The 24,343-nt window shown below is 69.0% G+C and carries 19 protein-coding genes; 7 read left to right on the top strand and 12 right to left on the bottom strand.

What is annotated here, in order from left to right; translation table 11 throughout:
* Positions 1-17 precede the first annotated feature (17 nt).
* The 3 genes from CSC78_RS04905 to gap all read right to left on the bottom strand — a co-directional run bounded on the left by CSC78_RS04905 (position 18) and on the right by gap (position 5,305).
* The gene (locus CSC78_RS04905; protein ID WP_162336786.1) at positions 18-1,376 is read right to left on the bottom strand and encodes a DUF3999 family protein; all 1,359 of its coding nucleotides are present in this window, start codon (positions 1,374-1,376) and stop codon (positions 18-20) included.
* A complete protein-coding gene (locus CSC78_RS04900) occupies positions 1,373-4,078 on the bottom strand; it encodes a DUF2339 domain-containing protein (protein ID WP_162336887.1) in 2,706 nt (901 codons plus the stop codon). Before CSC78_RS04900 ends, CSC78_RS04905 begins: the two co-directional genes overlap by 4 nt.
* A 222-nt stretch (positions 4,079-4,300) precedes the next feature.
* Entirely contained in the window at positions 4,301-5,305 is a 1,005-nt protein-coding gene (gene gap, locus CSC78_RS04895; RefSeq protein ID WP_162336785.1) for a type I glyceraldehyde-3-phosphate dehydrogenase, read from the bottom strand.
* A gap of 163 nt (positions 5,306-5,468) precedes the next feature.
* On the opposite strand from gap, the gene CSC78_RS04890 reads away from it, so the two are divergent.
* The 7 genes from CSC78_RS04890 (at position 5,469) to CSC78_RS04860 (ending at position 11,719) form a co-directional block, all read left to right on the top strand.
* Positions 5,469-6,089, top strand: coding sequence for an OmpW/AlkL family protein (locus tag CSC78_RS04890; protein WP_162336784.1), 621 nt, complete (start codon positions 5,469-5,471; stop codon positions 6,087-6,089).
* A 64-nt stretch (positions 6,090-6,153) separates the two neighbouring features.
* Complete coding sequence (locus tag CSC78_RS04885) at positions 6,154-6,969, top strand: S1/P1 nuclease (protein WP_162336783.1); 816 nt, start codon at positions 6,154-6,156, stop codon at positions 6,967-6,969.
* Positions 6,970-7,023: 54 nt separating this feature from the next.
* A complete protein-coding gene (modA, locus tag CSC78_RS04880; protein WP_162336782.1) occupies positions 7,024-7,812 on the top strand; it encodes a molybdate ABC transporter substrate-binding protein in 789 nt (262 codons plus the stop codon).
* A 7-nt stretch (positions 7,813-7,819) separates the two neighbouring features.
* Positions 7,820-8,521: a molybdate ABC transporter permease subunit gene (modB, locus tag CSC78_RS04875; RefSeq protein WP_162336781.1), complete on the top strand. Its 702-nt coding sequence runs from the start codon at positions 7,820-7,822 to the stop codon at positions 8,519-8,521.
* Entirely contained in the window at positions 8,521-9,138 is a 618-nt protein-coding gene (gene modC / locus CSC78_RS04870) for a molybdenum ABC transporter ATP-binding protein (RefSeq protein WP_162336780.1), read from the top strand. The genes modB and modC overlap by 1 nt, the downstream gene beginning before the upstream one ends.
* Before the next feature lie 38 nt (positions 9,139-9,176).
* Positions 9,177-9,734, top strand: a complete 558-nt coding sequence (locus CSC78_RS04865; protein WP_162336779.1) for a flavin reductase family protein — start codon at positions 9,177-9,179, stop codon at positions 9,732-9,734.
* A 44-nt stretch (positions 9,735-9,778) separates the two neighbouring features.
* On the top strand, positions 9,779-11,719 hold the full coding sequence (locus tag CSC78_RS04860) for an acetyl-CoA hydrolase/transferase C-terminal domain-containing protein (protein ID WP_162336778.1): 1,941 nt from the start codon (positions 9,779-9,781) through the stop codon (positions 11,717-11,719).
* Between the two features lie 185 nt (positions 11,720-11,904).
* Here CSC78_RS04860 and tkt read toward each other — a convergent pair whose 3' ends face one another.
* The 9 genes from tkt to CSC78_RS04815 all read right to left on the bottom strand — a co-directional run bounded on the left by tkt (position 11,905) and on the right by CSC78_RS04815 (position 24,333).
* Positions 11,905-13,902, bottom strand: a complete 1,998-nt coding sequence (gene tkt, locus CSC78_RS04855) for a transketolase (protein ID WP_162336777.1) — start codon at positions 13,900-13,902, stop codon at positions 11,905-11,907.
* A 100-nt stretch (positions 13,903-14,002) separates the two neighbouring features.
* A complete protein-coding gene (locus CSC78_RS04850; protein ID WP_202924119.1) occupies positions 14,003-15,316 on the bottom strand; it encodes a dicarboxylate/amino acid:cation symporter in 1,314 nt (437 codons plus the stop codon).
* 138 nt (positions 15,317-15,454) lie between these two features.
* A complete protein-coding gene (locus tag CSC78_RS04845) occupies positions 15,455-17,128 on the bottom strand; it encodes a BatD family protein (protein ID WP_162336776.1) in 1,674 nt (557 codons plus the stop codon).
* The gene (locus CSC78_RS04840; RefSeq protein WP_162336775.1) at positions 17,125-18,870 is read right to left on the bottom strand and encodes a VWA domain-containing protein; all 1,746 of its coding nucleotides are present in this window, start codon (positions 18,868-18,870) and stop codon (positions 17,125-17,127) included. The genes CSC78_RS04845 and CSC78_RS04840 overlap by 4 nt, the downstream gene beginning before the upstream one ends.
* Positions 18,867-19,877 (bottom strand): vWA domain-containing protein, encoded by a 1,011-nt coding sequence (locus CSC78_RS04835; protein ID WP_379608828.1) that lies wholly within the window; start codon positions 19,875-19,877, stop codon positions 18,867-18,869. The genes CSC78_RS04840 and CSC78_RS04835 overlap by 4 nt, the downstream gene beginning before the upstream one ends.
* Positions 19,878-19,885: 8 nt before the next feature.
* On the bottom strand, positions 19,886-20,338 hold the full coding sequence (locus CSC78_RS04830) for a DUF4381 domain-containing protein (protein WP_162336773.1): 453 nt from the start codon (positions 20,336-20,338) through the stop codon (positions 19,886-19,888).
* A gap of 1 nt (position 20,339) precedes the next feature.
* Positions 20,340-21,236 (bottom strand): DUF58 domain-containing protein, encoded by an 897-nt coding sequence (locus tag CSC78_RS04825; RefSeq protein ID WP_162336772.1) that lies wholly within the window; start codon positions 21,234-21,236, stop codon positions 20,340-20,342.
* A 19-nt stretch (positions 21,237-21,255) separates the two neighbouring features.
* Positions 21,256-22,245 carry an AAA family ATPase gene (locus CSC78_RS04820; RefSeq protein WP_162336771.1) on the bottom strand — a complete coding sequence of 330 codons (990 nt, stop codon included), beginning with the start codon at positions 22,243-22,245 and terminating at the stop codon, positions 21,256-21,258.
* A gap of 168 nt (positions 22,246-22,413) precedes the next feature.
* Positions 22,414-24,333, bottom strand: coding sequence for a type IV pilus secretin PilQ (locus CSC78_RS04815; protein WP_162336770.1), 1,920 nt, complete (start codon positions 24,331-24,333; stop codon positions 22,414-22,416).
* Positions 24,334-24,343 lie beyond the last annotated feature (10 nt).

The raw sequence follows: 24,343 nt of genomic DNA, 5'->3' as shown, positions 1-24,343 counted from the left end.
CGCAAACGAAGCGCGGACTACGCCGGTGGACGGCTGCGCAACAGGCTGAAGGCGAAGGCCGCCACCAGTGCGGCGCCCAGCACCAGCAGGCCCCACAGCAGCCAGGTCTTCCAGTCGCGCGGCGTGGGCGGTGCGATCAGCGCCGCATCACCGGCGAGCGCCGAGGCCGGCGACAGGTACGCAGGCGCAGGCTGCCAGTCTTCGCCCCGGTCACGACGCAGCGCATCCACCAGCGCCGGCATCGGCACGACGGCTCTGCGTGCCGTTGCGCTGCCTGCCACCAGCGCGTACGGCGGCGTGCCCTGCGCAAGGAAGACCATCACCTCGGGGCGGTACCCCAGCCTCAGCGTAGGCACCTGATCGGGCAATGCGCTGCGATTGCGCAGGCGCCAGTAGCGGTCGCGTGCCGGCTCGCTCGCCAGCGGCTGCGCGGGCGACGCGCTCGGACGATCGCCACCGACCCGATACGCCACCCACGGACCGGCACGAAGCCGCCATGGCGCATCGGTCGCGTCGCGGCTTTCCAGCGTCCACTCGCCCACCGCGTAGTCTTCCATCGCCAGGTCGGCGAAGGCGACCGGATGGCGACCGGTGTTCTCGTAGATGAACGCGTCGACGCCCTGCTCGGACACGCGCTTTCCCTGCAGTTCCGACCACTGCACGGCCTGTTGCAGATGCACGGCGTCCAGGCGCACGCGGACTTCGCGGATCGGCAGTGCGGGCGACGCATCCAGCGGCACGAAGCGCACGTAGCGCAGGCCGCTCTGGATCGGCACGTCGTCGCGCAGCAGGCGTTGCGCGCCCCGCTGCAGTTCCACCAGCGTCACCCGATCCTGCACCACGTCCCAGGCCTGCAGGTCGTGGCTGCCCTCCACGCGATAGCTCGCCTCGCGCGGCGTGCCGGTGTCCCAGGTGAATTCCAGCGCTTCGGCACGGTCGCGGATGCCGCTCAGGTCGACCAGGAAGGCTCGCGATGGACCCGCCCCGGTGGCGGCGCCGGTGTCGGCTTCGATGCGGACGATGCGCCCGTTCTCGCCGAACTGGGCCGACACGCGCGACGACGTGCCGGCATCCTGCATCGACGCCGGCAGCGGGAACCACGGCACGACGATGCGTCGCGCCGGCAAGGCCGTCGGTTGCTCGGGGCCGAACAGCGCCGCCGCGACCGGCTTGCCGTGCGCATCCAGCACGTCCACGTCGCGGAGGTCGGGCCACGCAGTGGTGGCGTAGACCTCGGGGGCCAGCACGACGCGATACGCGCCGGCCTGCTCGCCGGACAGCACCAGCGGCCAGCGCTTCGCGTAGGGCGCGGGCGCGGGCGCCTGCGCGGCCGCCATCAGCGGCAGCAGGCCGAGGAGCATCAGGAACTTCTTCATGCGGTCGCTTCCTCGTTCTCGACGCGGCGCGGCGGTGCCGGCGCCAGGTAACCCACCACCGTGCACAGCAGGCCGTACGCGATGAACGAACCGATGCCCAGCAAGTTGCCCAGGTGCTGACGGTCGACGAACACCAGTTTCGCCAGTACCACGCCCATCAGCACCGCACCGCCCAGCCACAGCATGCGCTGGCCGCGACGCGACCCGATCACCCAGCCGAGCACGCCCAGCACGCTCCAGGTGATGGTCAGGCTGGTCTGCGCCAGGCTGCCGGAGACCAGGCTGTCGTTCCACGGCACGCCACCCCAGTGATGGACGGCATGCAGCACCACCGAGGTGATCCACACGAACGCCAGCGACGACAGCAGCACGATGCGCGACGGCGGCAGCACGCGCGCCTCCGGCATCCACCAGCGCAGCAGCAGTACCAGTGTAGCGAGTTGCGCCAGTTCCATCGGATTCAGCACCGGAATCCAGGGCAACGGATGCGCGTCACCGGACATGAAGAGCGAAACCAACCACCAGAGTCCGAGCACGACGAACAGCACGCTGAACAAGGGCGTGCGCCATGCGTCGAAGCGCCCGCCCAATGGGGCCGCCAGCCAGTCCCAGCGGAACAGCGCCAGCGCAACGACCACCAGCCACGGCAGCGCGACGAGGCCGGTCTGCCAACCGCCGCCCATGCCCTCCACGTGGCCGGGCAACCAGGCCAGAAGCAGGCTCGCGACCAGCGGCCACACCAGCCACCACACGAACTGCGCCGCGCCGGCAAGGCGATGATCGCTGTCGCGCAGGCACATCAGGCTGCGCACACCCAGCACGGCGTAGGCGAGCCACGCCCAGGCGCCGTGACCCGCGAACGGCTGCTGGTGCACCTCCGATTGCCACAGCGCGAACGGAGCCGCGGATGCCAATGCGGCCAGCGTCGTCCACGCCAACGCGGTGGATGGACGATGACGATGCACTTCGGCCGCCAGCCAGCCGGTCAGCGCGGCGAATGCCAGCAGTGCGTCGGGTTCGGCGCGATAGGCGACATGCGTATCGATCTCGACCATGCCGTTGCCCAGCCACCACGCGAGGGCCCACAGGTAGTAGACCAGCGCCACGCCATGGCCACGCGCGCGGTACGCCCACGCACTGGCGAAACCGGCCACCGTGATCAGCAGGGCGCTCATGAACGACGCATTGGCGAACATCGTCGCGTCCACGGTCTCGCGCCACGAGGCAACGTCGACCTGGGCGATGAAGAACGCCACCGCCGCCGCGATCTGCAGACCGGCACCGGTCAGCTGCGGCAACAACCGCGACTGCCGCAGTCCCAGCCACGCCAGCGCGGCGCCTTCCAGCGCGAACACGCACGCCGTGGCCTGCGCCGACAGCGCCAAGGGGACCGACAGGGTGGCGAAACCGACCGCCAGCAACGCGTACGACTGTGCGAGCACGTCGTAGTTCGCGCGGCGACGCAATGTCCACGACAGCCCCGCATACAGCACCCCCAGGCCCAGCGCGCAGAACGCCAGCGGCAGGCGGCTGTCCTCGAAGCTGCCGCCCTGCATCAGGCCCGCCTGCAGCGAGAACGCCACCAGCGGTATGCCGAACACCAGGCAGCCATCGATGAAGTCGCGGCGACCGGCCGGCTGGCGACGCGCAAACAGCAACGGGATCAGCAGATAGAAGACGAAGAACAAGGCCAGGAACGGCTGCGTACTGGCGTACTTCTCCGGTGCGTAATCGAACAGCCCCCATGCGGTGCCGATGCCGAAGGTGAAGACGAAGCCGAGCAGGTTGAGAATCCGCCAGGATCTGTACCAGGCGATACCGACGATGGCCGCATTCAATACCGCGTAGTACGAGAACAGCGCGACATGGTTGCCGCTGCCGGTGGAAAGCCAGATCGGCGCGAGGAAACCCGCGAGCAGCGCGAACACGGCCAGCGACTTAGCGTCCTGCAGGACGGCCAGCATGCCCGCGCCGGCGATCAGCACGATGCTCAGCGCGAAGGCCGCGCCGGCCGGGATCACCCCGAAGATCTTGACCGCGGCGAACACCACCAGCAGCAGCACACCGATGGCGCCACCCTGCAGGCTGAGCGCGAACGTGCGGTTGCTGTCGCGCTTGCGCCACGCGAACACCAGCGCGCCCAGCGCCGCGGCGGCGATGCCGGCCAGGCGCAGCTCCGGCGGCAGCGAGAACCAGCCCTGGTCGGCGCCGTATTTCAGCAGCGCAGCCACACCGGCGAACAGCACCAGCACGCCGATCTTCACCGGCACGTTGCCGACGGTGAACCAGCGCTGCACCGCGCGGAGCGCAACGGTGAACACATCAGGCTTGGCGGGACGCGGCGGCGGTTCGTCGCGCGGCGGACGCGGCGGCAACGCGGCCGCAGGTTGTGCGGGGATCTCCGGCGGCGGCGCCTGGCGCGGAGGAATCGGCGGTGGCGTGGTCGCCCGCACGGGAGGCGGCGTTTCCACGCGCGGCGGCGGCGAGCGTACGAGTTCCGCCAGGGTGGGTCCGGTGTCGGCGGGCACAGGCGCCACGGCCTCCGGTGCGACCACGGCGGCCTGCGGCACGCGCAGCTGGCTTACCTGCCGCTCCAGATCGGCGACGCGGCGCTTCAGGCCGCTGATCGCCACCAGCGCCACGATCAGCAGTACCGGCACCGCCAGTACGGCCAGGCCGAGCAACACCAGAATTCCCGCCAGATCATCCATCGCCTACCCCGTCGTTGCGTGTTCGGTGCGGGAACGGGCATCCGCTCCCCGGCCGTCCCTTCAGCCTCGCCGCAGCCTCGGGCAAGGCCACCGGATTTGCAAGAATCCGATGCGCCGGTGGCGCGATCCCGCCCATCTCGTATCACATGACGATACCCGGAAACGACACGGGCGCCCCAAGGGCGCCCGTGCGATACGGCAGCTCAGAGCGCCTTACTTGCCGGCGACCACGCGGACCATTTCCAGGCACTTGTTGGAGTAGCCCCACTCGTTGTCGTACCAGCTGACGATCTTGACGAAGGTCGGGTCCAGCGCGATGCCGGCTTCCGCGTCGAAGATCGAGGTGCGGGTGTCACCGCGGAAATCGGTGGCGACCACCTTGTCCTCGGTGTAGCCGAGGATGCCCTTCAACGCACCCTGGCTCTGCGCCTTCATCTCGGCCTTGATCTCGTCGTACGTCGCCGGGTTCTCGAGCTCGGCGGTCAGGTCGACCACCGACACGTCGCTGGTCGGCACGCGGAACGACATGCCGGTCAGCTTCTTGTTGAGCGACGGGATGACCACGCCGACGGCCTTGGCCGCACCGGTGGACGACGGAATGATGTTCTCGAGGATGCCGCGGCCGCCGCGCCAGTCCTTGTTGCTCGGGCCGTCGACCGTCTTCTGCGTGGCGGTGGCCGCGTGCACGGTGGTCATAAGGCCGCGCTTGATGCCCCACTTGTCATGCAGCACCTTGGCGATCGGCGCCAGGCAGTTGGTCGTGCACGAGGCGTTGGAGATGATCGCCTCGCCGTTGTAGGTCTCGTGGTTCACGCCATAGACGAACATCGGCGTGTCGTCCTTCGACGGTGCCGACAGGACGACCTTCTTCGCGCCCGCGTCGAGATGCTTCTGCGCGGTGGCCTTGTCGAGGAACAGGCCGGTGGATTCGATGACGATGTCAGCGCCGACCTCGTCCCACTTCAGGTTGGCGGGGTCGCGTTCCTGGGTGAGGCGGATCTTCTTGCCGTTGACGAACAGCGCGCCGCCTTCGACCTTCACGTCGCCGTCGAAGCGGCCATGCACGGAGTCGTACTGCAGCATGTAGGCCAGGTAGTCCGGCTCCAGCAGATCGTTGATGGCGACGATCTCGATGTCGTTGCCGAAGTTCTGCACGGCGGAACGCAGCACGTTGCGTCCGATGCGGCCGAAGCCGTTGATACCCACCTTGATCGACATTGCTCGGGACTCCTGCGGCCGCGCCTGGCGCGGCGGGGTTGACGGGGGCCGACATTCTAACAGGCCGCCCCGCCGGCACGTCCCCGCAGGCATTGATCAGGATCAAGGCGGCACGGGAAACGCGGGCAGAGACTGGCGCCACATTCCAACGAGCGTCACCACCATGAAGAAGACCCTTGTCCCGATTGCCATCGCCCTCGCCCTGGGCGCCGCCGTTCCCGCCTTCGCCCAGTCCAAGGGCGACTGGACGCTGGGCGTGGGCGTGCACCAGGTCAACCCGAAATCCGACAACGGCACCCTCGCCGGCGGCACCCTGCCGCTGGAGATCGACAGCGACGTCAAGCCGACCGTGACCTTCGAATACTTCCTGCGCGACAACCTGGGCCTGGAAGTGCTGGCCGCACTGCCGTTCAAGCACGACATCTCGGTGAAGGGCGTGGGCAAGGTGGGCGAAACCAAGCATCTGCCGCCGACCGTGTCGCTGCAGTACCACTTCAACAGCGAGGGCAAGGTGTCGCCGCTGCTCGGCGTGGGCCTGAACTACACGACCTTCTTCAGTGAAGACACCACCGGTGCGCTCGAAGGCACCAGGCTGAAGCTGGACGACTCCTGGGGCCTTGCCGCCCATGCCGGCCTCGACTTCAAGGTCAGCGAGCGCAGCGCGGTGCGCGTGGACGTGCGCTGGGCCGACATCGACACCAAGGTGGAAGTGGACGGCGCCAAACTGGGCACGGCCAACATCGACCCGCTGGTGTACGGCGTGGCTTATGTCCTGAAGTTCTGAGCACGCGCTCGATCCGGCGCCTGCGGTAAATCGGGGAACGGCCTGTGTCGGTTACAGTACCGGCATGGTCCGTTCCCTTCTTTTCGCGCTCACGCTCGTCGCTTCGCTCGCATTCGCGCTGATGCCGGTTCCCGCGCACGCCTGGGGCCTGCTAGGCCATCGGCTGGTGGCGTTGCTGGCCTGGGACGATCTTTCGCCCGACACCCGCCGCCAGATCGACATCCTGCTGCAGGGCGAGCCCGATCCCACGCTGGCGGGGATCGCCGGCTGGGCCGACGACCTGCGCAAGAACGATCCCGCACTCGGACGCGAATCCGCGAACTGGCACTTCGTCAACATCGGCGAGCACGACTGCGCCTACCTGCAACAACGCGACTGCCCCGGTGGCAACTGCGTGGTGGAAGCGATCCGTAAACAGACCGCGATCCTGGCCGACGCGCGGCGTCCGCGTGCCGAGCGCCTGCAGGCACTGAAGTTCGTCGTGCATTTCGTCGGCGATGCCCACCAACCGCTGCACGCCGGTTATGGACACGACAAGGGCGGCAATGACTTCCAGATCAACTGGAACGGGCGCGGCACCAACATGCACACGCTGTGGGACAGCCGCATGCTGCTGTCCACCGGCCGCAGCGAGCAGGCGTATCTGGACCATCTGCGCACGCTGCCACGTCCCACTCTCCCGGCGATGACCCTGCCTCCACCGGCGGCGGCCTGGGCCGAGCAGTCGTGCCATGTGGTGACCCAACCGGATTTCTATCCCCGCCGCGCGAAGCTCGAACAGGCCTACGTGGACAAGCACCTGCCCATCGCCGAGCGCCAGCTGCGCGCCGGCGGCGTGGCACTGGCAGCGGTGTTGAACAAGGCGCTGGATGGGCGCTGAGCGCGATGCGGCATCGCCCGCATCGTCCCGTGATCTTCTTCAGGAGTCGTTCGCATGAACCTGTCCGCGTTGCTCCGCCCCGTCGCAACCGCCGCCCTGCTGCTCGCCACCGTGCTCGCGCCACCCATCGCGCGCGCGCAGGACAATGCCGGCCTTACCGTCTTCGCCGCCGCCAGCCTGAAGGAATCGCTGGACGAAGCCGCCACCGCCTACCAGACGCAGACCGGCGTCCCGGTCCGCGTGTCGTACGCCGCCAGCTCCGCGCTCGCACGGCAGATCGAACAAGGTGCGCCAGCCGACGTGTTCTTCTCCGCCGACCTGGAGTGGATGGACTACCTGCAGGAGCGCAACAAGCTCGAGGTCGCCACGCGCCGCAGCCTGCTGGGCAACCAGCTGGTGCTGGTCGCGCCGAGGGCGAGCAAGGCACGCGTCGACCTGAAGCGGCCCGCCACGTTCCTCGCCGCCCTCGGCGACGGACGCCTCGCGGTAGGCCAGACGCAGACGGTGCCGGCCGGCAAGTACGCGAAGGCCTCGCTGGAATCGCTGTCGCTGTGGAACGGCGTCAAGGCGCGGCTGGCCGAATCCGACAGCGTGCGTGCGGCGCTGATGCTGGTGGCGCGCGGCGAGACGCCGCTGGGCATCGTGTACGCCTCGGACGCGAAGGCGGAGCCGGGCGTACGCGTGCTCGCGACCTTCCCGGAGGATTCGCATCCGCCGATCGTCTACCCGGTGGCGGCGCTGCGCGGTGCGCGCTCCGCGCAGGCGACGCAGTTCGTGCACTGGCTGGCCTCGCCCGCCGCCGATGCGATCTTCCAGCGCCGCGGCTTCGCCGTGAAGCCTTGACCTGCGCATGCTCGACGCGTTCTCGCCGGAAGAACTCACCGCCATCCGCCTGAGCCTGAAGGTGGCGCTGGTGGCGGCGCTGGCCAGCCTGCCGTTCGGCGTGCTGGTCGGCTGGCTGCTGGCGCGCACGCGGTTTCCCGGCAAGGCGCTGCTCGATGCCCTCGTGCATCTCCCGCTCGTGCTGCCGCCGGTCGTGATGGGGTACGCGCTGCTCGTCACGCTCGGTACGCAGGGCGCGGTCGGGGCATTCCTGCAGGAGCACTTCGGCATCGTCTTCGCGTTCCGCTGGACGGGTGCGGCACTGGCCTGCGCGGTGATGGGCTTCCCGTTGATGGTGCGCTCCATCCGGCTATCGCTGGAAGCGACGGACCGCCGGCTGGAACAGGCCGCGTCCACGCTCGGCGCCGGGCCGTGGCGCGTGTTCTTCACCATCACCCTGCCGCTGGCCTGGCCCGGGCTGGTCGCCGGCAGCGTGCTGGCCTTCGCCAAGGCGCTGGGCGAATTCGGCGCCACCATCACCTTCGTCTCCAACATCCCCGGTGAAACGCAGACGCTGTCTTCCGCGATCTACGGCCTGATGCAGGTGCCCGGCGGCGAAGCCGGCATCTGGCGGCTGGCCGCGGTGGCCGTGGTGATCTCGCTGGCCGCGCTGCTGTTCTCCGAATGGCTGGTACGGCGCCACTACACGCGCCACGGGGAGGAGAGCTGATGCTGAAGCTCGACATCGAACTGCGGCGCGGCCACTTCCACCGCCATGTCCGTATCGACGACGAAGCACGCGTGATCGCGCTGGTCGGTCCGTCGGGCGCCGGCAAGACCTCCGTGCTCAACGCCATCGCCGGGCTGGTGACGCCGGCCTCGGGCCGCATCGAAGTGGATGGCCATTGCCTGTTCGACAGTACGCGACGCATCGATGAACCCGTGCACCGGCGGCGCGTCGGCTACGTGTTCCAGGATGCGCGCCTGTTCCCGCACCTCGATGTGCGCCGCAACCTGCTGTACGGACGGCATGGCGGACGCGGTGCACCACGGTTCGGCTTCGATACGGTGGTCGACCTGCTCGGCATCGCGCCGCTGCTGGCGCGGCGCACGCGCAACCTGTCCGGCGGCGAAGCGCAGCGCGTGGCGATCGGCCGTGCGCTGCTGTCGCAGCCCTCGCTGCTGTTGTTCGACGAGCCGCTATCGGCGCTGGATCAGGCGCGCCGCGAGGAACTGATCCCCTATCTTCAGCGCGTGCGCGACGAGATCCGCCTGCCCATCGTCTACGTCAGCCACCACCCGGACGAAGTCCGGCGCGTGGCGGATTCCATACACGCTCTCGACTGAGCCGCGCGTAGGCTGCTTCCTGACATCGGAGCCGCCACATGACCAAGAAGCGCTGGAAGACCCTGCCGCCCGACCGGGCGCGACGCTATCTGGAGCCCGGCCCCGTCGTGCTGCTCAGCACGGTGCACCGGGACGAGCGCGCCATCATGACGCTGGGTTGGCACATGATGCTGGGCTACGACCTGGTCGGCACGTACCTCTGGCAGGCGAACCGCAGCCACGCGCTGGCCCGCGCCAGCCGCGAGTGCGTGATCAACCTGCCGACGGAGGACCTGCTCGATACGGTGGTGCGGATCGGCAACTGCAGCAGCAGCGAGCAGGACAAATTCGAACGCTTCGGCCTGACCGCATTGCCGTCGCGCGAGGTCGACGCGCCCGGCATCGGCGAATGCCACGCGCGCTTCGAATGCCGCCTGCACGAAACCCGCATCACCGCCGACTATCCCCTCTTCGTCTGGCGCATCGTCCACGCGCATGTCGCCACCTCGCCCCGCCTGCCGCGCACCGTGCATTACCGGGGCGATGGCCGCTTCATGGTGTCGGGCCGGGAAGTCTCGCGGCGACGGCTGTTCCGGCCGGACATGCTGGAGCAGTGAGCCAGCCCATGGCCGGTTAACATCCGGCTGGGTACGCTGGCGCCATGGCCAAGCACCTCACCGACCTCGACGACGCTGTCGACCTCATCCTGTCCCACACCTACGGGCCGTTGCGCATGGGCGCGCCGCTGGGCATCGGAAAGCCGCATCGGCTGTTGAATGCGCTGTATGCGCGGATCGCCGCGGAACCGTCGCGGTCGTGGATGCTGTACACCGCGCTGTCGCTGGATCCGCCGGGCGGGGGCAAGGGACTGGAAGGCCGCTTCGTGAAGCCGTTCGCGGCGCGCCACTTCGGCGAGGATTTCCCGCGCCTCGCCTACGTGCAGGCAATCAAGCGTGACGCGCTTCCGCCGAATATCGAGGTCGAAGAGTTCTACATGCAGGGCGGCGCGCTGCTGCGCTCGACCACGGCACAGCGGCACTACGCCAGCCTGAACTACACGCACGTTGCGCGCGCGCTGGTGGACCGCGAACTCAACGTCATCGTGCAGAAGGTCGCGCGCGAGGCGGGTGGCACGCGGCTGTCGTTCTCATGCAACAACGACCTGACCCAGGACGCCGTGGATGCCATCGTCGCGCGCGGTCTGCCGCGTCCGCTGCTGGTAGCCGAAGTGGATCCCGAGCTGCCGTGGATCGGCGGCACCGCAGCGGTGGACGAGGACTACTTCGACCTGGTCGTCTCGCCGCCCGGCCCTTATCCCGCGCTGTTCGGCCTGCCGCGCCAGCCGGTGTCGGACGTCGACTACGCCATCGGCCTGTACGCCAGCACGCTGGTGCGCGATGGCGGCACGCTGCAGATCGGCATCGGCGCGCTGGCCGATGCGCTGTGCCATGCGCTGGTGCTGCGCCACACCGACAACGCGACCTACCGGCGCGTGCTGGCCGCGATGGATCCGGAACTGGAACGCCACCCCGCCGTGATCGCCAGCGGCGGCCTCGATCCGTTCGCCATCGGCCTGTACGGCTGCAGTGAAATGATCAACGAGGGTTTCAAGCGATTGGTCGAAACCGGCGTGATCCGCCGCAAGGTGGCGGACGACGAGGCACTGATGCAGCGGCTCGCCGACGGCACCGCCAACCTCGGCGACCAGGCACGACTGGAGCGCGATGGCGAATACCTGCACGGCGCCTTCTACCTCGGCTCGCCGGCGTTCTACGAGTGGCTACGCACGTTGCCGGACGACCAGCGTCGCGCCATCGGCATGCGCCGCATCAGCCTGATCAACGAGCTGGAACGCGGACGCGAATCGCTGGCCCGCCTGCAGCGCCACGACGCGCGCTTCTTCAACTCCTGCATGATGGCGACCGCACTGGGCGCCGCCGTCTCCGACGGGCTGGAGGACGGCCGCGTGGTCTCGGGTGTCGGCGGGCAGTACAACTTCGTCGACATGTCGAACGCACTGGACGGCGCACGCAGCGTGCTGATGTTCCGCGCGGTGCGCGAAGACGCCGGTGCCGCCGAATCGAACGTGCGCTGGAACTACGGGCACACGACCATCCCGCGCCACCTGCGCGACGTCTACGTCAACGAGTACGGTATCGCCGATGTGCGCGGCAGGAACGACGAGGACTGCATCATCGCGATGGGCGGCATCACCGATGCGCGCTTCCAGCAGGCGTTGATGGCGCAGGCGCAACAGGCCGGCAAGCTGCGTGCCGGCTTCCATGCGGCCGCGCACTGGATCGACAACACGCCGGCGCACCTGTCCGCGCGGCTGCGTGCGTTCCGCCACGACGGCACCCTGCCCGACTACCCGCTGGGCAGCGATTTCACCGACGTTGAGCAGCGCATCGTCAAGGCGCTGGGCTGGCTGAAGGCGAATACCGCCACGCCATGGAAGAAGATCGGTACGGTGCTGCGTGCGCTGGGGGCGAGATCCGATGACAGCGAGGCGATGGCGCGGATGGAGCTCGCTGCGCCCGGCAACCTGAGCGAGCGCATCGAAGCGAAGTTGCTGGCGCTGGGACTGCGTGAAACGCGGTGAACATCGGCGTCACCTCAAACGACCCACACGACCGTCATCCCGGCGAAAGCCGGGACCCAGCGACTTCGCTGCGAAACTAAAGGCACTGGATCCCGGCCTTCGCCGGGATGACGAGCCAGGGGCTACGGGCAAAAAACAAACGGGCGCGCCGTAGCGCGCCCGTCGCCATCCGGCCAGCCGTCGCTTCAGAGCGACTTCGCCGCCTCGACCACCGCCTCCGCGGTGATGCCGAAGTGCTTATACAGCGCGTCGGCCGGCGCGGAGGCACCGAACGTGGTCATGCCGATCACCGCGCCGTCCAGGCCGACATACTTGCCCCAGAAGTCGCTGATCGCCGCTTCCACTGCCACGCGCTTGCGCACGGCCTTCGGCAGCACGGCTTCGCGGTAGGCGGCGTCCTGGCGGTCGAACACGTCGGTCGACGGCATCGACACCACGCGCGTCTTGATGCCCTGTGCGTCCAGCGTCGCCTTGGCCTGGGTGGCCAGGCCGACTTCCGAACCGGTGGCGATCAGGATCACGTCCGGCGTGCCGTCGGCATCGGCCAGCACGTAGCCGCCACGCGCGATCTCGCCGACCTGCGCGTCGGTACGCGGCTGGTGCGGCAGGTTCTGGCGCGAGAACACCAGGCAGCTCGGGCCGTCCTGGCGCACGATCGCCTGCTTCCATGCCACCGCCGACTCGACCGCGTCGCACGGACGCCACACATCGTTGTTTGGGATGTAGCGCAGCGAGGCGAGGTGTTCGACCGGCTGGTGGGTGGGACCGTCTTCGCCCAGGCCGATGGAGTCGTGCGTGTACACGTGGATGGCGTGCGCCGGGATCAGCGCGCTCATGCGCACGCCGTTGCGGGCGTAGTCGCTGAACACCAGGAAGGTCGCATCGAACGGCACGAAGCCGCCGTGCAGCGCCAGGCCGTTCGCGATCGCGGTCATGCCGAACTCGCGCACGCCGTAGTACACGTAGTTGGCGTTCGGGTCGGTGGTGGAGACCGACTTGCTGGCCTTCCACAGGGTCAGGTTGGAATGCGCCAGGTCGGCCGAACCGCCGACCAGTTCCGGCAGCAGCGGCGCGAAGGCTTCGATGGCGTTCTGCGAGGCCTTGCGCGAAGCGATCACCGGGCCTTCGGCCTGCACCTTGGCGATGTACGCGTCGGCCTGTGCGACGAAGTCGGCCGGCAGTTCGCCGGACGAACGACGCATCAGTTCGGCGGCCTGCTCGGGGAACTGTGCGGCGTAGGCATCGAACTGCGACTTCCACTCGGCTTCCAGCGTCTTGCCGGCGTCGACCTTGTTCCAGCCGGCGTAGATGTCGGCGGGCACTTCGAACGGACCATACGGCCATTCCAGCGCGGCGCGCGTGGCGTCCAGCTCGTCCTTGCCCAGCGGCGCGCCGTGGCTGGATTCCTTGCCGGCCTTGTTCGGCGAACCGAAACCGATGGTAGTCCGGCAACAGATCAGCGTGGGCTTGTCGGTCTTCTTCAGCGCTGTATCGATGGCGGTCTTGATCTCGACCGGATCGTGGCCGTTGACGTTGCGCACCACCTGCCAGCCATAGGCCTCGAAGCGGGCCGGCGTGTCGTCGGTGAACCAGCCATCGGTGTTGCCGTCGATGGAGATCTTGTTGTCGTCCCAGAAGCACACCAGCTTGCCCAAGCCCCAGGTGCCGGCGAGCGAGGCGGCCTCGTGCGAGACGCCTTCCATCAGGCAGCCGTCGCCCATGAAGACGAAGGTGCGGTGATCGACGATCTCATGGCCTTCGCGGTTGAAGCGCTGCGCCAGCAGCTTCTCGGCCAGCGCGAAGCCGACGGCGTTGGCGAAGCCCTGGCCCAGCGGACCGGTGGTGGTTTCGACGCCGGGAGTCTCATGACGCTCCGGGTGGCCGGCGGTCTTGCTGTGCAGCTGGCGGAAGTTCTTGAGTTCCTGCAGCGGCAGGTCGTAGCCGGACAGGTGCAGCAGCGCGTAGTGCAGCATCGAGCCATGGCCGTTGGACAGCACGAAGCGGTCGCGGTTGAACCAGTGCGGGTTCGATGGGCTATGGCGGTAGTAGTCGTTCCACAGCACTTCGGCGATGTCGGCCATGCCCATGGGCATGCCGGGATGTCCGGAGTTGGCGGCCTGCACCGCGTCGGCGGCGAGGAAACGGATGGCGTTGGCGAGCTGGCGGCGGGTGGGCGTCGTCATGGGGATCGGGACAGAGGGGGCGGCGCCCGGCGGGCTGCGGGCGGCCCATTGTCCCACCCCCCGCCCGCCGTGTCGCGGTTGCGGGCCGGTTGTCGGGGTGTTAGCCCGCCTGCCCCGGCAGCGTCAGGTCGTTGCGCTCGCCCTTGGCCACCAGCGAGGCCAGGGTCAGGTCGCCGGTGACGTTGAGCGTGGTACGGCACATGTCGAGGAAGTGGTTCACGCCCAGGATCAGGCCGATGCCGATCGGGTTCACGCCCACCATCGCGCAGATCAGCGCCACCACCGGCAATGAGCCGGACGGCACGCCAGCCGTGCCGATGCCACCCAGGATGCACACCAGCATCACCATAAACTGCTGGCCCAGCGACAGGTCAACGCCGAAGAACTGCGCCAGGAAGATCACCGTCACGCCCTCGAACAGCGCGGTGCCGTTCTGGTTGGCGGTGGCGCCGACCGTCAGCACGAAGCGCGACACCGTGCGCGGCAGGCCGAGCTTCTCGTCGGCCACGCGCAGCGCGGTCGGCAGGGTGGCGTTGCTGGAGGCGGTGGAAAAAGCCATCACCATCGCTTCCTGCGCGCCGCGGAAGAACTTGAGCGGCGAGTAGCCCGCCAGCTTCAGCGCGATCGAATAGCTGACGAACTGGTGCAGCGCCAGCGCCAGCACCACCACGAACACGTACTGGCCCAGCCGCACCAGCAGGTCGAAGCCGAAGATCGCGGCGAGGTTGAACATGAAGCAGGCCACCGCATACGGCGCCAGGCGGATGACCAGGCCGATCAGCGTCATCGAGATCTCGAACACGCCTTCGATACCGCGCTTGAGGATGCCGGTGTTCTCCGACGGGGTCAGCACCAGGCCGATGCCGAACATCACCGCGAAGAACATCAGCGACAGGATCGCCGCATTGCTGGACGCGGCGCCGATCACGTTGTCCGGCACGATCGACAGCAGCATGTCCATGCCGGTTGGTTGCGTGCCGACGCTGGCGACGATCTCCTTGGTGCGTTCGGCGTTCTCGGCGATCAGCTGCTGCGCCAGCGCCGGATCGACGCCGACGCCCGGCTTGAACAAGTTGACCAGCACCAGACCCAGCAGCACGGCGACCGCCGACAGCACGATGGTGTAGGCCAGCGTCTTCCAGCCGATCCGGCCCAGCGCGCGGATGTCGCCCATCTCGGCGATGCCGCAGACCAGCGCAGAGAACAGCAGCGGCACGATCAGCATGAAGATCAGGTTGAGGAAGATCTTGCTGAAGGGCGTGGTGACGTACTTCGTGACCTGGCCCACCCACGCCGCGTCGCCCTGCCCCGTGGCATGCACGATGAGCCCAACCAGCAGGCCGATGCCGAAACCGATGGCCATCTTCCAGTGCAGCGGCAGTTTGGTGCGGGTGGCGGGCGTGGCGTCGGTCATCGGCGGGTCCTGCGGAGACAAGTTCGGGAGCTTAGCAAACCCGGCGTGACACCCCGTTCTTGCACGACAGGCCGTTCCGGGTCGCGTGCAGCGCGGGTGCCTGCAACGAAGGGATGACGAACGTTGGCCCGTTTTCCCCTATCGCGGGTAGAGCGGCGGCAGCGGTTCGTCCGTCACGCCGGCATCCATGGCGTGCCAATGGGGACCACCCCGGAAGGCCTCGCGCAGGGCGAGGCGGGCCTGCGCGGGATCGCCACCGGCCCAGCGGGCACGGCGCAGCAGGTCCAACGCCGCGCGTTGCGCGGCTGATGCCAGGCGGCGCTGCAGATCATCAAGATCGGTGGCCAGCGGACGCGCCATGCCGCAGAGCACCGTCTCGATGTCGTCGAGATCCCCCGCGTCCAGCACACGCTTCAGGTCGGCGGCCGTGTGCGTGGCGGATGCCACCGTCCCGTGCGAGTCCGTCAGAGATGGGCGGGCACGCGACACGCCGGCGCCGCCCTGCCGACGCGACAGCCCCCACACCAGCGTGACCAGCCAGAGCAGCGCGAAGCCGGCCGCGAGCCAGGGCCACAGCTGTGCGGGCACCTGCCGCCCACCGGCAAGCGCGATCACGCCGTCATCCTTCGCGCCCGGCGACGCCGGTGCGGCGTCCGCAGGTGCCGGCGGGCGCGATGCCTGGCCACTTCCCGCCACGACGGGAATGCTCAGGTCGGACAAGGTCGCGCGCTTGCCGGTTCCCGTGCGCACGTCCCACCAGGCCATCGCGACGCCGGGTACGGCCAGCGTGCCCGCCTGCGATGGCACCAGCGAATAGCGGCGCGTCAGCTTCACCTGCGGCGTGCCGCCCGCGAAGCTCTCGTCGTACTGCGGAGGTTCTGCGAACACCTGCGCACCAGGCACCACCGGTGCCGGCAATTCCGGCAACTGCGCCTGGGTCGCACCGATGACCGTGGTCTCGATGGTGAGGGTGGCGGCTTCGCCGGTACGCATCTGGTCGGGCACCGCGGTGTACCGCAACCGCAGGTCGCGCACCGGCAACCAGGGCTGCGGTGCGTTGGCCGGTTGCGGTCGAACCTGCAACGTGCGCGGCGTGCCGGTGATGTTGACCTCGCGGCTGTTGCCACCCAGCAGATCGTCCATCCAGCCACCCGCGCCGCGACCGCTGAAGCGCGCACCCGGCAACGTCAGCGGACCGCTGCGCTCGGGTACCAGCAGGAAGCGGCGCTCGGCGGTGTTGTAGCGGCGCCCATTGATCTCGCGGCTCGACTGCACGATCTCGCCGACCCGCTGCAGCAGCGCGCCGTCGGGTGGATCCAGGTCGAGCTGGCCGGACACCAGCGGCGTGGCGTAGGACAGGCGCACCGTGACGCCGACCGACTGCTGTACGTAGGGATTCCCGTCGTCGACTTCGGTTTCGACGAACACCAGCCCGTTGGACGCCGCGCTCGCGGTCGGGGTCGCGGCGACCTCCAGCACCAGCGGCACGGTACGCTCGGCACCCACCTGGAGCGCGGGAATCGCCAGCGTGCCCGTGCGCCGTGGGCGCAGCGTGAGCGCGAACGTCGTGCGGCTGCTCACGCGCCCGTTCACCAGTTGCACGCTGCGGCTGTCGGACTGCCCTTCCACCTCGAAATCGCGCATCAGCGGCGTCAGGTCAGGAGTGGCGGATACCGCATCGGTTTCGACATTCAACGTCACGGCCTGGCCGAGCGACACCTCGGTCTGCTCGAGCCACGCACGGGTCGCCGCCAGCGACGACAGCGGCCACGCCAACAGCAGACACAGCAGCAGCCACACCCGAGCTTTCATCGTCCTTCCCTCTGTCGCCGTTCCTGTTCGAGGCGGAACTTCGCCTTCAGCAGCGAGCCCGGTTCGTCCGGCACGCGTTTCAACCATGCATCCACCGCCTGACGGCGCTCGCGCTGTTCCGCGGTCTCCGCCTGCACGGCCGGCTGGCCCTGTTTCTCCTGCTCCGCACGCTGTGCGGCAGCCTTCGCCATCGCCTCGCGCATGCGCTCGCGTTGCGCGGCATCGGCGGCCGATTGCGCCGACGCATCCGCCGGTGACGAAGAAGGCGGACGGGAGGGTGCCGTCGCAGGCGGCGTCTTCTCCTGGCCCTGCGAGGATGGCTCACCCTTGGCCTGCGAGGGCGAGGGGTTTTTCTGTTCGCCCGGTTGCGGCTTCGCGTCACCCTGCGAGCCTGCTCCCTGCTTTCCATCGCCCTTCTGTCCGGACTTGCCCTGGCTCTCGTCCGACGACGGCGGTCGCTTGCGGGCGGCATCGACTGCGGCGCGGTTCGCGACCGCATCGGGCATGCCAGGCTGCGCGCGCAATGCGCGGTCGTAGGCGGCGATGGCATCGTCGTAGCGCTGCTGCTTGGCCAGCGCGTTGCCGAGGTTGTACCAGCCTTCGGCCGTATCGACGCCCGTGAAGGCTTTCTCCGCCGCCGCGAAATCGCCCTGCCGGTACGCATCGGCGCCTCGGACTACACGCGCGTGTTCGACCTGGTCGGCACGCTGCCACCAGTCGACACCGGCGGCGGAGGCGGGCGACGCCATCGGCAGCCACAACGCGCCGACCAGGACCAGCGCCGCACCCCGGCGGAAGCCGAGCAGGGCGATCGCCATCAACGGAATCAGCAGCCAGTAACCCTCATCCCGCCACGCCTTGCCGCCACCGGCCGTGGCGGCTTCGCCTGCGCTGTCGACGGGTGTCCGCAACCCCAGTGCCGCAAGATCGCCATCGTCGGCCGTCAACGCGTGGTAGCGACCGCCGCCGGCCGACGCGAGACCACCCAGTGAGGAGGCATCGAGTGCAGCGTGTCCGATCGCACCGTCGCTTCCGCGGTACGCCGCGCCGGCCGCGGTACCGAGGCCGAGCGCCGACACGGCATAGCCTCCCGTACGCGCGGATGCCGCCTCCGTCATGGCCGCGGGATCCGCGCGATCCGTGAGCACGAGGATGTCGCCGCTGCGCGCCTCCGCCTGCGAGAGCAGCCGCGCCGCCCATGCGATGCCGCGATCCGTCCGTTGCCCGTCCGCCGGCATGATCTCGGGCGCCAGGTCATCGAGGAACAGCCGGATGTTCGCGGTGTCGTCGGTCAAGGGCGTGACGGTGAAGGCGTCCTCGGCGTACGCCACCAGTGCGACCGGGCTGCCCGCACGGGCCTCCAGCACCTGCGCCAGCTTCGCGCGCGCCTGCAGCAGGCGAGAAGGCGGCAGGTCGCTGGTCGTGGTGCGGCTGGAGAGGTCCAGCACGATGACCAGTGGCCGCTTCACTTGCCAGAGCGGCTGTTCGGCCTGTCGCCAGCTGGGGCCGGCCAGCGCGAGCACGGCCAGCGTGCAGGCCGCCAGCGCGGCGATCAGGCCGGTGCGCGCGCCGGCGCCCCCCTGCACCAGCACATGTGGCAGCAGGTGAGCATCGACGTGTCCCCGCCATGCGCTGCGGCGTTGCCGTTGCGCGCGCCAGGCCCAGGCCAGCACGGGCAACGCCAGCAGCGCCCACAGCCAGTGGGGACGCAGGAAATGCAGGGCGGCCCAGTCGACGCTCATGCCCGCCTCCGTGGCAGCACGAACGCGATCAGCGATATCGCCAGCGCAGCGGCGAGCGGCCACGCATAGCGCTCGATGCGCGGACGCACCGCCTTGCCGGGTTGCTCCACGGGCTCGAGCCGATCGAGTTCGGCATAGATGCCCGCAAGTTCGCGCGTATCGCGTGCGCGGTAGAAGCGACCACCCGTCTGTTCCGCCACCGTGCGCAGCGTCGCTTCGTCGATGGCGTCGGACGCACTGGCCGGCATCGGCAACGGGATGCCGAACACGCTGACGCCCCCATCGCCGCCGAAGGCGATGGTATGGATGCGCACGCGCTCTTCCTTCGCCAGTTCCGCCGCCTTCTGCGGCGTCAGCACGCCCGCCGAATTGACGCCGTCGGTCAACAGGATCAGTACGCGCTGGCCATCCTGCTGCATGCGCAGGCGGCGCACCGCAAGCGCGATGGCGTCGCCGATGGCGGTCTCGCGTCCCGCGAGGCCGGCGACGGCGTCTCGCAACTGTTCGCGCACCGTGTGCAGGTCGCGCGTCAGCGGGGTCATCGCGTAGGCGCGCTGCCCGAACACCAGCAGGCCGACGCGGTCGCCATCGCGGCGGTCGAGGAAGTCCGCCAGCACTGCTTTCGCCGCGGTCAGGCGATCGACCACGGCGCCGCCCAGCTCCATGTCGGGTTCGGTCATGCTGCCCGACAGATCCACGGCCAGCATCAGGTCGCGTCCACTCACCGGCGGCGTCACCGCATCGCCGAACTGCTGCGGGCGTGCCGCCGCAGCGCATAGCAGGAACCACGCCAGCCAGGCGAGCGCGGCGGCATGGCGTGGCGACGCGCGACCGCCACGTTGCGCGATGGCCTGCATCGCGTGGCCATAGGGGACCTTGAGCGCATCACCATGCGAACGGCGCGCGGGCAGCAGCCAGCGCACCAGCCACGGCAGCGGAAACGCCAGCCACAACCACGGCCACGCGAAGCCCGCATAGCCGTCATGCAACCACTGCAGGGTGGGCAGCGACAGGCTCACCGCACGCCCCCCATCAGTTCGAGGAAGCGGGCGCGTGCAACCGCGGTGGCGGCAGCGAGCTCAGCCGGCGGAACGTCGCGGCGGTAGCCTCCATCCATCAGCAGGCGACCGGGGCCTTGCGAGAACGCCTGGCCACGCCGGCCATCGAGGAACTGCAGCCACGCCTCGCCTTCCAGACGATCCGCCGCGGGATCGACGCGCCGTGCGGCGCGGCGCAGGCGTTCGGACATCGCGGCCACCCGGTCCGCCGCCGAATACGCCTCGCTTGCGGCATCGAACCAGTGCTGCCAGCGCCGCCGCCTGCAGCGGACGGAGAATCGCCACGCTGCGATCCAGGCTACCGACAACGCGACGATGGCGAACACCACCCACCACCCGGGTGCCGGCGGCCAGAACGAGGGCGACGCAGGCACATGCACGTCGCGCAACACGAGCGCCGCCACGTCCATCTCACGCCACCTGCGGCTGCATGCGCCCCAGCGCGGCCAGCCAGGCGTCGCTGGGCGCATCGGTCGCGAGCATCCTCACCTGCACGCCGCGCGCCGGAAGCAGATCGAGAGCGCGGTCGAGCGGACGCTGGAATTCGGCACGCCACGCCTCGCGCTGTGCATCGCTCGCCAGGTCGAGTTCGACGCGCTGGCCACCCGAGACGAACGGCAGGCGCTGCGACGGCGGCGCCGTTTCGAGCGGATCCGTCAGCAGCAGGACGACGACGTCATGATGGGCGGCGAGCGCCGGCCAGCGCGATTCGGGAATGGCGGCCACGCTGTGGGGCTCGGCCAGGACCAGCAATCGCGAACCGGGCCGCAGCAGGCGCGCGGCGTGATCGAGCGCGAACGCCAGGCCGAGATCGTCCGGCGGCGTGGCCGCATACCAGCGCACCAGCGCATCGAGCACGCGCAATGCGCCGCGCGTACCGGAAGCCGGCGGCACCGGCGCTTCCGCCATGCTGCCGCGGACGATGGCGATGCGATCGCCCTCGCGCACCGCCTGCCAGGCGGCCACGGCACCTGCGCGCGCCGCCTGCACCGACTTGAAGCGGGTACGCGTACCGAAGTACAGCAACGGCGACGTATCGGCGACGAGGAGCGTCAGCCGTTCGCGCTCGGCCTGGAACAGCTTGGTATGCGTGCGACCACTGCGTGCCGTCAGCCGCCAGTCGATGTGGCGCACGTCGTCGCCGGCGACGTACTCGCGTGATTCGGCATATTCCATGCCGCGTCCGCGTAGCGGCGAGGCGGACGGACCGGTGACCGAGTGCCGGCCGCGGCGCGCGGGCGGGCGTCGTTGCGCGCTCGCCCGCAATGCGATGAGCTCGGACAGGCTGGGGATGATGCCTTCGTTCATGGAGCGGTGCGATCCCGACTCAGGGCAGCGGAACCACGTCGAGCAACGCCTTCACCAGACGATCGCCATCCCAGCCTTCCGCCGTCGCCTCGTAGCTGGGCAGCACGCGGTGGCGCAGTACGTCGGGCGCGATGGCACGGATGTCGTCGGGCGTCACGTAGTCGCGCCCCGCCAACCAGGCGCGCGCGCGCGCGCAGCGTTCCAGCGCGATGGAGCCACGCGGACTGGCGCCCCAGGCGATGCGCCGCGCCAGCGTCGCGTCGTAACGGGAAGCATCGCGCGAGGCGAGCACCAGCTCGATCAGGTAGCGCTCCAGCGCCGGCGCCAGGTGCAGGTCGAGCACCTGCGTGCGCGCTTCGAAGACATCCTCCAGCGGCATCCGGCTCAGGGCGTCCCGAGCCGGCTGCATCTGCTCGCGCGCACGATCACGCGCCAGTCGCAGGATGTCGGCTTCGGCCGCGGCTTCGGGATAGCCGATTTTCACGTGCATCAGGAACCGGTCGAGCTGCGCTTCCGGCAACGGGAAGGTGCCTTCCTGCTCGATCGGATTCTGTGTCGCCATGACCAGGAACAGCGCCGGCAGCGGATAGGTATGACGGCCCACCGTCACCTGGCGTTCGCCCATCGCTTCCAGCAGCGCCGACTGCACCTTCGCCGGCGCCCGGTTGATCTCGTCGGCCAGCAGCAGCGGATGGAAGATCGGCCCGGCCTGGAACTCGAAGCGTCCGTCCTGCGGGCGCCAGACCTCTGTGCCCGTCAGATCGGCCGGCAGCAGGTCGGGCGTGAACTGCACGCGGGCGAACTCGGCCTGCAGTCTCGACGCCAACGCGCGGATGGCGGTGGTCTTGGCGAGCCCGGGCGCGCCTTCGACCAGCAGATGACCGTCGGCCAGCAACGCGATCAGCAGGCGCTCGACCAGCGCCGACTGCCCGACGATGGTCTGCGAGAGATCCTCACGCAGGGAAACGAATCGCTCGAACAGGCGAGCATCGGCGGCGGGATGGTCCATGGGCTTCCGGGCAGGGCGGGGTGCGCGTGGGACCGCCAGTGTGCCACGCGGGTTCCCGGAACCCCCTGTGAGGAACGGCACGGATTCAGCGGGAATTCCCGCCCCGCCTTCCGCAAATGAAGACGGGCCGCAGTGCGGCCCGTCCTCTCTGTTCCGGATCGACCAGCCTCAGCGCTTGGCGACCGTCAGCACCTTCGGGGTGATGAAGATCAGCAACTCGGCCTTCTGCTTGCTGCGACCTTTCTTCTTGAACAGGTTGCCCAGGAAGGGGATGTCGCCCAGGAACGGCACCTTGGCCACGCTGCTGCGATCGGTGAACTCGTACACACCGCCGATCACGACGGTCTGGCCATCCTCCACCAGCACGGCGGTGTTGATCTCGCGCTTGTCGATGGTCGGCACCGTGCCGTAACCCTCGAGCGTGATCAGCTCCGCCACTTCATCCTTCTTGACGTTGAGGTTCAGGAACACGCGGTCGTCGTTGGTGATGGTCGGCATCACCTTCAGCTCGAGCAGTGCTTCCTTGAACTGCACATTCGGCGTCGTAACGCCGCCCTGGCCTGCCGTGATCGTGACGTAGCCGATTTCCCTGCCTTGGCGGATCACGCCCTCGCGCTGGTTGGCGGTGACGATGCGCGGGTTGGAAATGACCTCGCCACGCCCCTCCTCCTGCATCGCCGACAGCTCGAGATCGATGGAGAAATTGCGCCCCAGCAGCGTGTACGCCAGCGCGCCCGCTGTCGTATCCGTGAAATTGCCTGCCGGCAGATTGACGTTCAGCGCACCTGGCGTAATCGGACGCGCGGGATTGGTGACATTGCCCGCATTCCCACCCAGCGAGCCACCGATGCCCTGGCTGCGATCACCGAAACGACGCCCCTGGATGCCGAACCTCGCACCCAGGTCGCGCGCGAAGGTATCGCTGGCGATGACGATGCGGCCTTCGATCAGCACCTGGTCCACGGGACGGTCGATCATCGAGATCAGCTCGCGCATCTGCGCGACCTTCTTCGGGATGTCGCTGATCATCAGCATGTTGGTGCGTTCATCGGCAACGAGGCGGCCACGCGGGGACAGGAAGCCGTTCTCGTTCTGGCTGTTGCCGCCGCCACCGCCGCCGCTGCCCTGGTTGCCGATGCCCTTGGCCTCGGTGAGCGCCTTGAAGATAGCCGCGGCGCTGTGATAGTTGATCTGGACGTAGTCGGTGACCATGTCCTCGCGGTTCTCGATCGCGATGCGCGCGTCTTCCTTGTCCTGCTCGAACTTGGCCAGCTCGGGCTGCGGTGCGACCCAGACCACGGCGCCGTCGCGGCGCTTGTCCAAGCCCTTGGCACGCAACACGATGTCCAGCGCCTGGTCCCACGGCACGTTGACCAGGCGCAGGGTGACGTTGCCCTGCACGGTGTCGGACGCGACGATGTTGAGGTTGGATTCTTCGGCGATCAGCTGCAGCACGGTGCGCACCGGCACGTCCTGGAAGTTGAACGTCACCGGACGGCCGCTGTAGCGGCGCGCTTCGGATGCCACCTTCTGCGCGGCGGCCACCACCGCCGATGCGCTGGTGCCGGACGTGGCAGTCGCGCTGCCCATGGCCTTCTTGCCGGCGGCCGGCACGATCTCGACGACGTACTCGTTGCCGGACTGGTAGGCCAGCGACTCGAAGTCGCCGCGCGTACTCAGGACCAGCTGCGTGCCGCCGCCCTTGCTCTGGGCTTCGACGCGCTGCACCGGGGTGGCGAAGTCGACCACGTTGAGCGGACGCTGCAGCGAGGCCGGCAACGTGGCGTTGCCGACGTTCACCACGACGCTGTCGCCCTGGTTGCGCAGATCGGGCGCCGCGCCCTGGCCATCGAACTTGACGATCAGGCGGCCGGAACCATCCTCGCCCCGACGGAAATCGATGTTCGATACCGCGACGCCCGATGCCGGCTGGGCGGCGGCAACGGGGGACGCGGCCTGCGGTGCAGGCGACGCGGCGCCAGCGGCGCTCGCCGCGGCAAGCAGGCCGATGGCCAGCCCCAGAGAGCAGAGCCGGAAGGTCGCCAGGCGCCGGGACGGCCGCGGGCGGTAGGCATTCGTTGCGGTCATCGTGTATCCC

Source organism: Pseudoxanthomonas japonensis, from assembly GCF_010093445.1.
In the GTDB taxonomy this organism is placed as follows: domain Bacteria; phylum Pseudomonadota; class Gammaproteobacteria; order Xanthomonadales; family Xanthomonadaceae; genus Pseudoxanthomonas_A; species Pseudoxanthomonas_A japonensis.
Note: the sequence above shows the minus strand (reverse complement) of the source record. Positions and strands in the feature narration are given on the sequence as shown.

Bases quoted from the DNA above. Each gene is read 5' to 3' on its own strand.
- CSC78_RS04905 (WP_162336786.1), bottom strand. From the start codon at position 1,376: ATGAAGAAGTTCCTGATGCTCCTCGGCCTGCTGCCGCTGATGGCGGCC.
- gap (WP_162336785.1), bottom strand. From the start codon at position 5,305: ATGTCGATCAAGGTGGGTATCAACGGCTTCGGCCGCATCGGACGCAAC.
- CSC78_RS04890 (WP_162336784.1), top strand. From the start codon at position 5,469: ATGAAGAAGACCCTTGTCCCGATTGCCATCGCCCTCGCCCTGGGCGCC.
- CSC78_RS04885 (WP_162336783.1), top strand. From the start codon at position 6,154: ATGGTCCGTTCCCTTCTTTTCGCGCTCACGCTCGTCGCTTCGCTCGCA.
- modA (WP_162336782.1), top strand. From the start codon at position 7,024: ATGAACCTGTCCGCGTTGCTCCGCCCCGTCGCAACCGCCGCCCTGCTG.
- modB (WP_162336781.1), top strand. From the start codon at position 7,820: ATGCTCGACGCGTTCTCGCCGGAAGAACTCACCGCCATCCGCCTGAGC.
- modC (WP_162336780.1), top strand. From the start codon at position 8,521: ATGCTGAAGCTCGACATCGAACTGCGGCGCGGCCACTTCCACCGCCAT.
- CSC78_RS04865 (WP_162336779.1), top strand. From the start codon at position 9,177: ATGACCAAGAAGCGCTGGAAGACCCTGCCGCCCGACCGGGCGCGACGC.
- CSC78_RS04860 (WP_162336778.1), top strand. From the start codon at position 9,779: ATGGCCAAGCACCTCACCGACCTCGACGACGCTGTCGACCTCATCCTG.
- tkt (WP_162336777.1), bottom strand. From the start codon at position 13,902: ATGACGACGCCCACCCGCCGCCAGCTCGCCAACGCCATCCGTTTCCTC.
- CSC78_RS04850 (WP_202924119.1), bottom strand. From the start codon at position 15,316: ATGACCGACGCCACGCCCGCCACCCGCACCAAACTGCCGCTGCACTGG.
- CSC78_RS04845 (WP_162336776.1), bottom strand. From the start codon at position 17,128: ATGAAAGCTCGGGTGTGGCTGCTGCTGTGTCTGCTGTTGGCGTGGCCG.
- CSC78_RS04840 (WP_162336775.1), bottom strand. From the start codon at position 18,870: ATGAGCGTCGACTGGGCCGCCCTGCATTTCCTGCGTCCCCACTGGCTG.
- CSC78_RS04830 (WP_162336773.1), bottom strand. From the start codon at position 20,338: ATGGACGTGGCGGCGCTCGTGTTGCGCGACGTGCATGTGCCTGCGTCG.
- CSC78_RS04825 (WP_162336772.1), bottom strand. From the start codon at position 21,236: ATGAACGAAGGCATCATCCCCAGCCTGTCCGAGCTCATCGCATTGCGG.
- CSC78_RS04820 (WP_162336771.1), bottom strand. From the start codon at position 22,245: ATGGACCATCCCGCCGCCGATGCTCGCCTGTTCGAGCGATTCGTTTCC.
- CSC78_RS04815 (WP_162336770.1), bottom strand. From the start codon at position 24,333: ATGACCGCAACGAATGCCTACCGCCCGCGGCCGTCCCGGCGCCTGGCG.